The sequence below is a fragment of the Nitrosospira sp. CT genome (assembly GCF_059489795.1).
This window is the reverse complement of the sequence record NZ_JCAHZJ010000077.1, coordinates 18,029-29,826: the sequence shown is the minus strand read 5'-3', so window position 1 is coordinate 29,826 and position 11,798 is coordinate 18,029. Positions and strand designations below refer to the sequence as shown.

Here is an 11,798-nt window from a genome sequence, read left to right as displayed (position 1 = left end):
ATACGAAAGGAATTTCATGGCCGCAAAATTCGAAATTTATAAAGATAAGGCAGGTGAGTTTCGGTTCAGATTGAAAGCCACCAATGGACAAACCATTCTTGCCAGTGAAGGCTACAAGGCTAGAGCGGGATGCATGAATGGAGTGGAGTCTGTTCGAAAAAATGCGCCGGACGACTCCCGGTATGAACGGAAAACCACTGAAAGCGGCAAATACAGGTTCAATCTCAAATCAGGCAACAATCAGGTGATTGGCACCAGCGAATCCTATGAGACGGAAAAAGCGCGGGATGGCGGAATAGAATCAGTCAAGAAAAACGCACCAGCCGCCATCATTGCCGATATGACAGAGCCGACTGGGAAAAGCGTACCTGGCACTCCACCAGCCGAAGCAGTAGTCTGAACGCCGGGTTTTCAGCTTGAAGGGCTTCTGTTGAAGTCCTTCCCTCAATCATCAGGTAATCAGCAGGCCAGACCCTGCATTCCAGTGGTGACTGTCGATCGACAGTTGCAAAATGCAGGGAAAAATTGGACGGATTTCATTTCTATCCGGAATATCGTTTTCCCTGTTTTCAGGATTGAAAATCAGAGGAGCCTGGATTTGAAGGAGATTTGAACTCCAGGCTCGAGGACAGCATAAAGCGATAGATGCAGGCGGCCAGACATACTCGGCTGGCATCACCAGGAATATGCCTCCTGCGAGGGGGCGTGCATACCTTCTCGAATATCTACTCAGCTAGATTGATCCGGACCCTCCTCCCATATCTGCCTGATTCCGTAAAGCACGGTCATCAACGGGGCTCCAAAAAGAGCAGGCTTCAAAAACTCAATCAATTCAACCATTTTTTTCCTCAAAGAAGGTATTCAATTATTCAGTCTTAGAAACGACGAAACCGCTTTGCAGCGGCAGCTCAGCTTTAGCATATGACGGATCGATTCCGTCTTTCTCTCAGTTTTGTGATTTTTTTGTTATGTTTTTGTGAAGAATATGTTAACAGATGGCTGTTGTCAAGCTGAGGAGACATTTGAGATAAGCTTCTGACAGGTACAAATCCTGGAAGATCGCCCCGTATGCGGCACAGCCGGTTTTCCACCTCCTTATCTACCCAGGTGAAGCGCCATTCCTGGTCCGACGTGCAAAAAATCTCCGTAATACTTTCCAGAATCCTCGCGGTTTGAAGCCTGGCAATCGAAAGATTAGGGCATACCTGTGCACAGAGCAGTGAGAGGGAGTCTGCGTGAAGCCATGACCATCATGTGATTTTTCTCACAGATTATTCTACTGGACACAATTACTCTCTACTTGCGTGGTAACTACACGCTTGTCTTTAACTTCTACTGAGGAGAATGTCATGGCAGCAATATATGGAACCCAATTTCATGATAACGACACGTCGCAGTGGGCATGGAATGGATGGTTTTCCGAATATAAATTCTTTCCATCATTGATAGGCACAAGCAGCAGCGACTACATCTATGGTTACGGGGGAAATGACACCATCTATGCATACTCTGGTAACGATACGCTGGACGGTGGAACAGGTACGGATTCGATGTACGGTGGGACTGGCAACGACGTGTACTACGTGGATACGACGACAGACAAAGTAATCGAGTACTACAACCAGGGCGTTGACCATGCCTACAGCTCGGTCAGCACCAGTTACAAATGGTTGCCCGCCAATGTCGAGAACCTGACCCTTACCGGTACTGCCTATTTTGGGGACGGCAACGATCTCGGTAATTTTATCTCCGGCAATGGTTACTCCAACTCTCTCTACGGATATGGCGGCAACGACCAGTTGTACGGCTGGGGTGGTAACGATAGCCTCGATGGTGGAGCCGGTAACGATACACTCATCGGTGGAGCCGGAATGGATTTTCTTACCGGTGGCACTGGAGCGGATACGTTCGTCTTCAACTCGGTAACTGAGAGTCCAGCCTGGGGAGCAATCGATACCATCTCCGACTTCAAATGGTGGGAAGGGGATGCGATTGATCTTTCCGCAATCGATGCAGACGTGAACTGGTGGGCAACTGGCAATCAAAGTTTCAGTTCGAGCCAGTTATCGTATAACCCCTCTTCAGGCATATTGACTGCCGATGTGTACGGAGGCGCGGACCTTCAGATCGCCCTGATCGGCGCCTCAGGATTTACTCCAAGCCTGGATGTTATCGCTTAACCGCTGATAACTCATCTTCTACTGGGTCACGCCGCGTGACCTGGTAGATTTTGGGGAGGAAGCGAGTTCATCTTCCCCAGACCGTAATCATTCAGGTCCCGCAAAGGGTTCGTTCCCACTCATACAGTTGCGCCTGGACCTGGCTCTGAGGTGACTTACAAATTGAAATTTCCCAAGACAGAAATTGCGCAAGTCCTTCTAAGCTTCAAAGGGGCATTCAGAACGGTAGGGATCTTCAGCGCCATTATCAACTTGTTGATGCTGGTTCCATCCCTGTACATGCTGCAAGTGTATGACAGAGTTCTGGCGAGCCGGAACGAAACGACTTTGCTGATGCTGACTTTGATGGCGCTCGGAGCCTTTCTGTTCATGGGCGCTCTGGAACTTGTACGAAGCTTTGTTCTGATCCGGATCGGGGCACAGCTTGATATGAAGATGAACAAACGCATTTATACAGCTGCGTTTGAACAAAATCTGAAGCGCGCAGGGGGTAACGCGGGGCAGGCGCTGCAGGATTTCACCACTATCCGTCAGTTTTTAACAGGCCAAGGCCTGTTTGCTTTTTTTGATGTTCCATGGTTCCCGATATATCTGATTGTCATTTTCCTGTTTAGTCCGCTGCTAGGCTTGTTTGCCTTGACTGGATCTGCGGTGCTCATTGCTTTGGCCTTTGCCAACCAGGCCTTGTCCAAAAAACCACTCGAGGAAGCAAATGCGGTAGCGATTACATCAGGCAATCTCGCAACCAACAATTTGCGGAATGCCGAAGTCATTGCCGCAATGGGGATGCTGCCCGACCTGATGGCACGCTGGTTAAGACTTAATGACAGGGTTCTGCGACTGCAAGCGGAAGCCAGCCAAAAGGCGGGAAAGATCAACTCGATTACAAAGTTCGTCCGGGTTTCGATGCAGTCGCTGATATTGGGCCTGGGCGCCCTGCTTGTCCTGGAAGGGAAAGTTACGCCCGGAATGATGATTGTCGCCATGATTCTGCTAGGCAGGGCATTGAGCCCGGTGGAGCAGCTGATAAGTGTATGGAGAAGCTGGAGTAGCACGCGAAGTGCTTACCAGCGTCTGAATGAACTTTTGGCAGCGAATCCCATGCGTGAAACAGGAATGTTGCTCCCAAAACCGCTTGGAAAAGTGTCGGTGGAAGCGGTGACCGCCGCTCCCCCGGGTTCTACAGTCAGCGTTCTTAAAAACTTGAGTTTTACGATTGCGCCCGGTGATGTGTTGGGAGTCATCGGCCCCAGCGGTTCAGGAAAATCGACACTAGCGCGTTTGCTGGTAGGGGTCTGGCCAGTGGCAATGGGTAAAGTACGTCTGGATGGAGCAGATGTCTATTACTGGAACAAGGATGAGCTCGGCCCGCATATCGGTTATCTGCCCCAGGATATCGAGCTGTTTGCGGGAACGGTTGCGGAGAATATCGCCCGTTTTGGAGAGGTCGATTCAGAAAAAGTGGTAATGACAGCCAAGCGCGCGGGAATTCATGAAATGGTCTTGCGCCTCCCCCAAGGTTACGACACCCCTCTTGGAGACGGTGGAGCAGGATTATCGGGTGGTCAAAAGCAGCGTCTCGGGCTGGCGCGGGCAATGTACGGTGACCCCTCCCTGATTATGCTGGATGAACCCAACTCGAACCTTGACGAAGTGGGTGAGCAGGCATTGATCGAGGCAATCGATGATCTGCGCAAGCAGGGTAAAACCATTGTAATAATCAGTCACAAGAACAGTGTACTGGCCGCCACAACCAAGCTGCTGCTGTTAGTGGATGGAAAAACGCAATTGTTTGGCCCGACTGCCCAAGTCCTGGACAGGTTGAGGAATCCCCGTCCACAGCCAGTGCAGCAGGTGCAGCAGGTGCAGTCAAGATAAAAATTGGCCGGAAGTAAAAAGGGAATGTCTATCAGAGAACTCAAAGTCTGCCTGACGAGCATGAGATCGTAGGAGGGATGAAATGCAGATGAAATTGCAGAGCAGCGGCAGTAGCTATGGCGGCCCCCAGGAATCGCCCCTTTCAGGAGTAGAAGGAGTAGACAGCGATGCTGTCCGGTATATCCGCCTCGGCTGGGGAATCGTCATCGCGGGGATCGGAGGTTTTTTATTGTGGGGTTCATTGGCTCCGCTCGATAAAGGAGTGCCGCTTAGCGGGACTGTTACGGTAGCGACCAACAGGAAAGCAATTCAGCATCAAGCGGGCGGAACGATTGAAGACATCCTCGTGAAAGAAGGAGATGTGGTTGAGACGGGTACGGTCCTGGTTCGCATGAATAGCGTGCAGGTTAAAGCTAACGCCGAGACGATGCGGGTCCAATATTTTGGTGCGCGTGCAGCAGAGGCTCGTTTGACTGCCGAGCGTGATGGGAAAAATGCCATTGTTTTTCCCATAGAGCTGGAAAAGATGAAAAGCGACCCAGTTGTTGCCAACTATATCGCCATGCAGCAGCATCTGTTCAGCTCCCGGCTATTGGAAATACAGAGCGAGTTGTCCGCAATGGATGAGAGTATTTCCGGCCTGAAGTTGCAAACCAGCGGTCTGGAGGAATCACGGGATAATAAAAAACAGCAACTGGAATTTTTACAAGAGCAGTTGGGTGGGATGCGTGATCTGGCCTCCGAAGGTTACGTGGCGCGCAATCGATTGCTGGAACTGGAGCGAATGTATGTCCAGATCAGGGGAGCGATTTCTGAAGACATTGGCAACATCGGTCGCGGGCAGCGACAAATTGCCGAACTAAAGCTGCGCCGTATCCAGCGCCAGCAGGAATACCAGAAGGAAGTGCGCTCCCAGTTATCGGATGTGCAAAAAGAAGCGGAGGCGCTTGCTCACAAGCTAAGCGGTCTGGATCATGATCTCGCAAACGTACTGGTCAAAGCGCCGGTGGATGGCACAGTAGTCGGCTTGAACGTCTTCACCCGAGGCGGTGTAATCGCCCCCGGTTTTAAGATGATGGACATTGTACCCCGAGATGATCCATTGATGGTTGAAGGTCGCCTGCCAGTGCATCTGATCGATAAAGTCCATCCCGATCTTCCCGTGGAACTTATATTTACCGCATTCAATCGCAATCTGACGCCTCATATACCAGGAATAGTGACTCAGGTGTCTGCGGATCGCTTTGTTGACGAAAACACGGGAGAGCCCTACTACAAACTGCATGCCAAGGTGGCGCCTGAAGGGATAAAAATTATCGCTGATCTGCAGATCAAGCCGGGAATGCCGGTTGATCTGTTCGTGAAGACGGGTGAGCGTACGATGATGAACTACATCCTGAAGCCGATACTGGATCATTTAAAAATGGCCATGACGGAGGATTAGAATGCCTGTTCGAGCCCACCGTCTGATTATTCCAGCCCTTGGCCTGCTAGCGCTGTTTCCACCGAAGCAGGCATTGGCAGCAGGGTTGGTCCAGGTTTACGAAACAGCTTTGGCGAACGACTCCGCTTATCAGGCGGCGATTCACGAAAACAGGGCGGGCCAGGAATTCGCGGCGATTGGCCGTTCCGCCTTGCTCCCCTCCCTCTCCGCAAGTTTTGCGATAAACCAGAACCAACAGGATTTCACCCGCCAGGCCATCAGCCTCCAACGAAGCTATGAAAGTCAAACAGCTATGGTTCAGCTAAGACAGCCTCTTATCAACCTGGGAGCGTTCGCCGGCTATAAACAGGGGGTTTCAAAAACGAACCAGAGCAACGCCGAATTCTCCAATCAGGGTCAGGAGCTTATCCTGCGCCTTGTAGGCGCCTATATTAATGTGAAGTATGCCGAAGATCAGTTGGCGCTAGTCACTGCACAACGGACAGCCCTGGAGGAGCAGCGACGGGCAAACGAACGCATGCTGGAAAAAGGTGAAGGTACAAAAACTGATGCCCTGGAAACACAGGCAAGACATGATCTCGCGGAAGCCCAGGTACTCGAAGCGCAGGACAGTCTCGCGAACGCGCGCGATGTGCTGGCCTCCATCATGGGTGAGGAAGTCACGGAACTTGATCCACTATCGGATGATTTTCGGGTCAAACCCCTGCAGCCAGGAAGATTTGACGACTGGAAGGAAATTGCCCTGGAAAATAATCCCGAGATTGCTACTCGGCGTCATGCGGTAGACGTGGCGCGGGAGGAGATTAACAAGCAGCAGGCGGGTCACTTCCCTCGGGTGGAAGCTGTGGCAGCGATCGCGCGTAACAAATCCGATAACCCGATCCTGGTTGGCATCGATGCGCTTACGCAAAGCATAGGCGTGCAAGTAAGCCTGCCTTTGTATTCCGGTGGCAATGTAAGCGCCATGACGAGCCAGGCAAAATCCAACTACGAAAAAGCGAAAGCCGATCTGGAGACGAAAACGAATCAAATAACCGTGGAATTGCGTAAACAGTTCAATCTTGCCTTGACAAGCACTTCTCGTATTGCCGCTTTGGTAAAGTCTGTCGATTCGGCAAGCTTTCTGGTGGAAGCCACTGTGAAAAGCATCAAGGGCGGAGTGCGCACCAATCTCGATTTCCTTAATGCCCAGCAGCGGTTATTTGAAGCAAAACGGGATCTGGCTGAGGCGCGTTATGGCTATCTGCTTGCCTATCTTCGGTTACGGAAGGCCGCAGGAATAGTCGGGATCAGCGATTTGCACGATATCGCGACCTATTTCACCTCCAGCGATACCTCCCCGGTATCAATAGATGTGGCGTTAACCACGGGAAACAAGATGGAAAGGGCTGATAGCTCGATTACGTATACTTCCAGGTAAAGTGAGGTGAAAGGCAGGAGGCAGGAGGCAGGAGGCGGGAGGCGATCTAGCGGAAAGAACCGCATATCGCTTCAATCATTACCATTTACCATTTGTCCCAGGCCGGCCATATCAAGAATGTGCAGATCACGTCCTGTCCGGGCTATCACCTTTTTTCTGGCTAATGCATTCAATTCGCGAGTTACGGTCTCACGCTGGGTGTTGAGACGGCTGGCTATCTCCGCGTGAGTTGGTACCGGGGAGATTAGGCCCTGATTTGGTGCTGCTGAATGCGTTTTCGCAAGGCGCAGAAGCTCCGCACGAATACGGTTCGGAACTTTCAGTGCGCTAAGGCCATAAACCCGGTCTATAAGATGCCTTACCTGGCTTGTCAATCGCTTCAGAACAGCTAAATATATTTCCTTGTTGGAATAAATGAGATCCAAAAAAGATTGTGTCGGCAGGGAGGCCACCACTGAATCTTTTTTAGCGGTCACAGTTGCCGAGCGAGTATGGCCGTCAATGGCCGCCAGCTCTCCAAATATGTCTCCGCTCGATAAGTCACACAAAATAACCTCATGACCTTTGCAGGAATTATAGGTAACCCGTACCATGCCTTCCACAATAAAAAAAGTACTATTTGTATCATCCTGATGCCTGATAATGGTTTCCCCCGCCGCATATCTGTGGGTGCGGCAGCAGCCAGTCACTGCTTCCAACTCCGCAACTGACAGATTTTGAAGTTCTTTGATACCTGCAAGTGACGCGCCGCCTCGTTCAACTGATTTATTTACCGCGCCCATTCCCACCTCTTGCTTTTTTGAATCCTTGAACACGTCACCGCCGTGGCGGGCACGGCAACTGCCTGATATCGTCAGTTCCTCAATCGACGCGGTTCTTGATAGATTTTCAAACATTGTATGAGCGCAACAGTGAGTTACAGATTCAGTTCTTCGATAGAGATCGGAGGATGCTTCCCTCTTGTGGCTGAACCATATGGTTCTCCTTTAGAATTGAGAGTTGTCTCATTCGACTTGAGTCGTCAGTTTCGACAAATGCATCCATGGCTCAGATTGAGGTATTAGGTTGCGCCTGAACGAATGCCCGGGAAAGAGCAGGAATACATACGCCAACTACGCAGAATTACGTATTCGCTTGACGAGCATCCAGCTGGTGTCATCAATGAGAGGGAAACTGGTTTTCCGGCAAAACAGATAACGAAAAAGAAGGAAAAACGTAAATGTATGTAGCCCATCTACGCAGGGCTATGGATGCGCATGCGCCTGGCTCACGCATAATGGAACCATGAAACTCCGGCGAAAACTCATTCTGCTGGCCCTGGCGCCACTTGTACTGGTGCTCTGCATGGTTGCCGTCATGGTCAATCACCAGTCGGTCGAACTGGCGAAAGAGCAGCGCGACGTGATCGAACCCGCATACCTTGCCAGCAAGCAGGACGAGCTCAGGAGCTACCTGACACTGGCACAGCATGCCATTGCCCCCCTTCATGAATCAGGCCGCACGGACGAGGCCACATTGTCGGAAGCAAAGGACATCCTGCACCGACTGGATTATGGAAATGACGGCTATTTTTTTGTGTACGACCTGCAGGGAACCTTGCTCGTACACTCACGCAAGCCGGAACTGATCGGGAAAAATCGGCTGGGTTACCGCGACATCAATGGTTATCCCACCATCCAGATGCTGATCAGGAAGGCGCATGAGGGCGGCGGATTTGTCCAGTATGCGACGGAGAAACCTTCCACCGGCAAACCCGCCACCAAACTTACCTATGCCGTTCTTCTGCCCAGTTGGGGATGGGTGCTGGGCACGGGCATCTACCTGGACGATGTCCAAGGCGTGCTGGCGAAGGTAGACGAACAGGTGGCCGTCAACAACTACGATACCCTGCTGTGGATCGGCGTGGCGGCATCGCTGGGCATGACGATCATCATCCTCTGCGGCCTGATGCTGAATATCAGGGGCCGGCGCGAGGCACAGGAAAAGGAACGTGCCTGGCTGTCGAGCGAACTGCATGACGGCATCTGCCAGCGGCTCGCGGCTGCCCGGTTCCAGGCGAGTGCCGGCCTCATTCAGCTGGCAGGCGTACCGCCGGCCTATGCTCCGGCACAGTCCACGTTCCAGGATCTGGTTAAGGATCTGAAGGATGTCCTGCAGGAGACGCGGGAAATCTCCCATGGCTTGCATCCGATGATCCTCAAGGATCTCGGGCTACTGGCAGCGTTGCAGCGGCTTGTGCATGACATGGAAAATGACAGCATCGTCATCCGTTTCCGTAGCTACGGCCCGGTCGAAGGGCTTCCCGCGGACACCAGCCTTGTCTTCTATCGCCTCGCCCAGGAATGCCTGCGGAACATCAGGCAGCACTCCCTCGCCAGCAGGGCATTGCTGCGCCTGACAGGGAACAGACGGGCCGTGCGGCTCACCGTATGGGACAACGGCATCGGCTTCGATGCACGCGACCGGGCCTGCAGCGGGATGCGCGGGCTCGGCCTGCACAACATGAAAGCCCGCGTGGAAGAAGCGGGCGGGCGGCTGACCATTACGTCAAGACCGGGCAGCACGAAGGTGACTGCCACCATCCCTCGACCTTTTTTACAACGACTGATACCTGGAAATCATGCCCAACCTCCCCATTAAGATACTGATCGTGGACGACCACCCCGCATTCCTTAAGGGCATCCGCACGCTGCTCGAAACCCAGACCTGCTTCAAGGTGGTGGCTGAAGCCGGGAGTGCAAAGGAAGCATTGGACGAGGCGAAGAAAAAAGAACCATTGGACGATTCGAAGAAAAAAGAAGCATTGGACGATCCGAAGAAAACGGATATCGACCTCGTGTTGCTGGATATCAACATGCCGGGCACGGACGGCGTCGAACTGGCATCCCAGCTTCGGGCCCGTTATCCGCGGATCTTCATACTCATGCTCACGGTGAATGAAGGGGACGCGTACATCCGCCGGTCAATAGCGGCAGGAGCGAATGGTTACCTGATAAAAGATGCTGAACCACAGGATATCTTTAATGCCATTCATACGGTTGCGGGCGGGGGACGGATTTTTCCGGTTAAATACCAGCCGGAACAGGGTCTGACTCTGAGCGAAAAGCGGGTGTTGTGGCTCACCGGCCACCGGAAATACGATACCGCCAGGATCGCAGCCAGAATGGGTATCGTCGAGGCCACCGTAAATACCCATCGGCATAATATCTGGGATAAACTGAAAGCGGTCCTTCCGGCAGCAGAAACGAGCAACCCCAATCTGCTTGTCATCCTGGGCGTGGAATACCGCTTCCGCTGCCTGGAGTATCCGTCGGAATGAGCTTCGCCGCCGGAGGGAGCAGAGACAGCCCGGGTGATTCAGCACCGGGGCACCCCTCGTCCCCGCTTGCCGATGACCTGAACCTTCCCCTGCCGGCCGAGCGGTCGTGAAGCTGCGCAAAAAAATCATCCTGCTCGCCTTGGCACCGCTGATTCTGGCGCTCGTTGCGTTGGCCATCACCGTAAACACCCAGTCGATCGAACTGGCGAAGGAACAGCGCGAGGTCATCGAACCGGCGTATCTTGCCAGCAAAAAAGCCGAGCTCAGGAGCTACCTGGTGCTGGCGCAGCATGCCATTGCTCATCTTTATGATTCAGACCGGACGGACGAGGCAGCAAAAGCGGAAGCCAAAGCCATCCTCACCCGCATGGATTATGGGGACGACGGCTATTTTTTCGTGTATGACCTGCAGGGGATCTTGCTTGTGCATCCCCGCACCCCCGAGCTGATCGGAATGAACCGGCTCGACTATCGCGACCTCAACGGATTTCCTCATGTCCAGCACCTCATTGCACGAGGTCGCGAGGGCGGCGGCTTTGTCAGATATGTCATCGGAAAGCCATCCAGCGGAAAGCCTGCTCTCAAGCTTACCTACGTCATGCCGTTGCCAGAATGGGGATGGTTGCTTTGCACTGGCATCTATCTCGAAGATGTGGAGTATGTGCTGAAAAAGGTGGACACGCAGGTCACCGGCAACAACCGTGCCACGATGCGCTGGATAGGGAGCCTCGCCTTTCTGGGAATGGCGGCAATCATTTTTTTTGGCCTGATGCTCAATATCCGGGGCCGGCGCGAGGCGGAGGAAACGGAACGCGTACGGCTGTCGAGCGAACTGCACGACGGCATCTGCCAGCGGCTCGCAGCTGCCAGAATGCAGGCAAGTGCCGGCCTCATCCATCTAGCGGTCATACCGCCTGCCTATGTTCCGGCACAAGCTGTGTTCCGGAATCTGGTTAAGGATCTGAAGGATGTCCTGCAGGAAACGCGGGAAATCTCGCATGGCCTGCACCCGATGATCCTTAAGAATCTTGGGCTGGCGGCAGCGTTACGGCAGCTTGCGCAGGACATGGAAAATGACACGACCTCAATCCAGTTCCGCAGGCACGGCCTGGTCGAAGGGCTTTCCAATGGCAACAGCCTTGCCTTCTATCGCCTCGCCCAGGAATGCCTGAAGAACATGAGGCAGCATTCCCACGCTACCAAAGCTGCGCTGCGCCTGGCAGGGACCAGGCACGCCATGCGGCTCATAGTATGGGACAACGGCATTGGCTTCGAGTCGGATTGCTTGGCCGCCAGTCGCTCACACGGAGTGGGCCTGCGCAACATGAAAGCCCGCGTGGAAGAAGCAGGCGGACGGCTGACCATTACGTCAAGACCGGGCAGCACGAAGGTGACTGCCACCATCCCTCGACCTTTTTTGCAACGCTTCCTCCCCATGCGGGACCTGCGATCTTCCGATTAGGATACTGGTTGCGAATGGTCACTCGATGACCGTCACAACGTAGTTCGGTCAGTCAGGATACGGATCAGCACCATGCCTTGTTCCGCAAAGAAAGG

At 53.0% G+C, this 11,798-nt stretch carries 9 protein-coding genes; 8 read left to right on the top strand and 1 reads right to left on the bottom strand.

The genetic code is table 11. The features are described from left to right. Positions 1–16 precede the first annotated feature (16 nt). From AC52W5_RS13965 to AC52W5_RS13945, 5 genes are all read left to right on the top strand, one after another. Positions 17–400, top strand: coding sequence for a YegP family protein (locus AC52W5_RS13965; RefSeq protein WP_074974627.1), 384 nt, complete (start codon positions 17–19; stop codon positions 398–400). Positions 401–1,349: 949 nt separating this feature from the next. Next, the gene (locus AC52W5_RS13960; protein WP_495671436.1) at positions 1,350–2,180 is read left to right on the top strand and encodes a calcium-binding protein; all 831 of its coding nucleotides are present in this window, start codon (positions 1,350–1,352) and stop codon (positions 2,178–2,180) included. A gap of 162 nt (positions 2,181–2,342) precedes the next feature. Continuing rightward, entirely contained in the window at positions 2,343–4,058 is a 1,716-nt protein-coding gene (locus AC52W5_RS13955) for a type I secretion system permease/ATPase (protein ID WP_495671435.1), read from the top strand. A gap of 82 nt (positions 4,059–4,140) precedes the next feature. Continuing rightward, on the top strand, positions 4,141–5,502 hold the full coding sequence (locus tag AC52W5_RS13950; protein ID WP_495671434.1) for an HlyD family type I secretion periplasmic adaptor subunit: 1,362 nt from the start codon (positions 4,141–4,143) through the stop codon (positions 5,500–5,502). Between the two features lies 1 nt (position 5,503). Continuing rightward, positions 5,504–6,922: a TolC family outer membrane protein gene (locus tag AC52W5_RS13945; protein WP_495671433.1), complete on the top strand. Its 1,419-nt coding sequence runs from the start codon at positions 5,504–5,506 to the stop codon at positions 6,920–6,922. 71 nt (positions 6,923–6,993) lie between these two features. Here the strand turns inward: AC52W5_RS13945 and AC52W5_RS13940 are convergent, their stop codons facing one another. Continuing rightward, positions 6,994–7,818 (bottom strand): Crp/Fnr family transcriptional regulator, encoded by an 825-nt coding sequence (locus AC52W5_RS13940; protein ID WP_495671432.1) that lies wholly within the window; start codon positions 7,816–7,818, stop codon positions 6,994–6,996. A 388-nt stretch (positions 7,819–8,206) separates the two neighbouring features. Between AC52W5_RS13940 and AC52W5_RS13935 the strand changes: the two genes are divergently transcribed. From AC52W5_RS13935 to AC52W5_RS13925, 3 genes are all read left to right on the top strand, one after another. After that, entirely contained in the window at positions 8,207–9,562 is a 1,356-nt protein-coding gene (locus AC52W5_RS13935) for a cache domain-containing protein (protein WP_074974623.1), read from the top strand. After that, on the top strand, positions 9,543–10,241 hold the full coding sequence (locus AC52W5_RS13930) for a response regulator (RefSeq protein WP_495671431.1): 699 nt from the start codon (positions 9,543–9,545) through the stop codon (positions 10,239–10,241). Before AC52W5_RS13935 ends, AC52W5_RS13930 begins: the two co-directional genes overlap by 20 nt. Before the next feature lie 106 nt (positions 10,242–10,347). Further along, entirely contained in the window at positions 10,348–11,703 is a 1,356-nt protein-coding gene (locus AC52W5_RS13925) for a cache domain-containing protein (protein ID WP_495671430.1), read from the top strand. Positions 11,704–11,798: the final 95 nt, after the last annotated feature.

What these genes read in the sequence shown, in the direction of transcription:
- AC52W5_RS13965 (WP_074974627.1), top strand. Translation starts at nt 17, where the DNA reads ATGGCCGCAAAATTCGAAATTTATAAAGATAAGGCAGGTGAGTTTCGG.
- AC52W5_RS13960 (WP_495671436.1), top strand. Translation starts at nt 1,350, where the DNA reads ATGGCAGCAATATATGGAACCCAATTTCATGATAACGACACGTCGCAG.
- AC52W5_RS13950 (WP_495671434.1), top strand. Translation starts at nt 4,141, where the DNA reads ATGCAGATGAAATTGCAGAGCAGCGGCAGTAGCTATGGCGGCCCCCAG.
- AC52W5_RS13945 (WP_495671433.1), top strand. Translation starts at nt 5,504, where the DNA reads ATGCCTGTTCGAGCCCACCGTCTGATTATTCCAGCCCTTGGCCTGCTA.
- AC52W5_RS13940 (WP_495671432.1), bottom strand. Translation starts at nt 7,818, where the DNA reads ATGTTTGAAAATCTATCAAGAACCGCGTCGATTGAGGAACTGACGATA.
- AC52W5_RS13935 (WP_074974623.1), top strand. Translation starts at nt 8,207, where the DNA reads ATGAAACTCCGGCGAAAACTCATTCTGCTGGCCCTGGCGCCACTTGTA.
- AC52W5_RS13930 (WP_495671431.1), top strand. Translation starts at nt 9,543, where the DNA reads ATGCCCAACCTCCCCATTAAGATACTGATCGTGGACGACCACCCCGCA.